Annotated in this window: 2 protein-coding genes; both read right to left on the bottom strand. The window is 60.2% G+C overall.

Annotation, left to right across the window (positions count from 1 at the left end; genetic code table 11):
• The coding region (gene narH, locus HV773_RS36515) for a nitrate reductase subunit beta (protein ID WP_175198556.1) at window positions 1–828 on the bottom strand (828 nt) is incomplete at its 3' end.
• On the bottom strand, window positions 825–1038 hold a 214-nt coding region (locus tag HV773_RS36510; RefSeq protein WP_217481981.1), incomplete at its 5' end, for a hypothetical protein. The genes narH and HV773_RS36510, both read right to left, overlap by 4 nt.

Here is a 1038-nt window from a genome sequence, read left to right as displayed (position 1 = left end):
GGCGTCGTAGAGCAGCACGCCCAGATAGCGGATGCGGCCCACGCAGGTTTCCGAGCACACCGTGGGCTGGCCCGCCTCGATGCGCGGATAGCAGAAGATGCACTTCTCGGCCTTGCCGCTCTTCCAGTTGTAATAGATCTTCTTGTACGGGCAGCCGGACACGCACATGCGCCAGCCACGGCACTTGTCCTGATCGATCAGCACGATGCCGTCTTCCTCGCGCTTGTAGATCGAGCCGGACGGGCAGGAGGCTACGCACGCCGGGTTGAGGCAGTGCTCGCACAGGCGCGGCAGGTACATCATGAAGGTGTTTTCGAACTGGCCGTAGATGTCCTTCTGCACGTTCTCGAAGTTATAGTCCTTCGAGCGCTTCTCGAACTCGCCGCCCAGAATCTCTTCCCAGTTAGGACCCCATTCGATTTTTTCCATGCGCTCGCCGCTCACGAGCGAGCGTGGCCGCGCGACCGGCATCGCTTTCGTGTTGCCCGCTTCCTGCAGATGTGCGTAATCGAAGGTGAACGGCTCGTAGTAGTCGTCGATCTCGGGCAGATGCGGGTTGGCGAAGATCTTCGAGAGCAGGCGCCATTTGCTGCCGAGGCGCGGCTCGATCTTGCCGTCGGCCTTGCGCACCCAGCCGCCGCGCCACTTCTCCTGGTTCTCCCACTCCTTCGGATAGCCGATGCCGGGCTTTGTTTCGACATTGTTGAACCACGCGTATTCCATGCCTTCGCGGCTCGTCCAGACGTTCTTGCAGGTGACCGAGCACGTGTGGCAGCCGATGCATTTGTCGAGGTTCAACACCATCGCAATCTGTGCGCGCACCTTCATGACGTTTCTCCTTCGCGGGCTGCCGCATTGACTGGCGCATTGACTGGAGAAGGCAGGTTGCCTACGGGCGTTTCTTCACTGTCGAGCCAGTCGATGTTTTTCATCTTGCGCACCAGCAGGAACTCATCGCGGTTCGAGCCCACCGTGCCGTAGTAATTGAAGCCGTAGGCCAGTTGCGCGTAGCCGCCGATCATGTGTGTCGGCTTGACC

This window comes from Paraburkholderia caffeinitolerans, assembly GCF_902859945.1.
Lineage (GTDB): Bacteria > Pseudomonadota > Gammaproteobacteria > Burkholderiales > Burkholderiaceae > Paraburkholderia > Paraburkholderia caffeinitolerans.
Note: the sequence above shows the minus strand (reverse complement) of the source record. Positions and strands in the feature narration are given on the sequence as shown.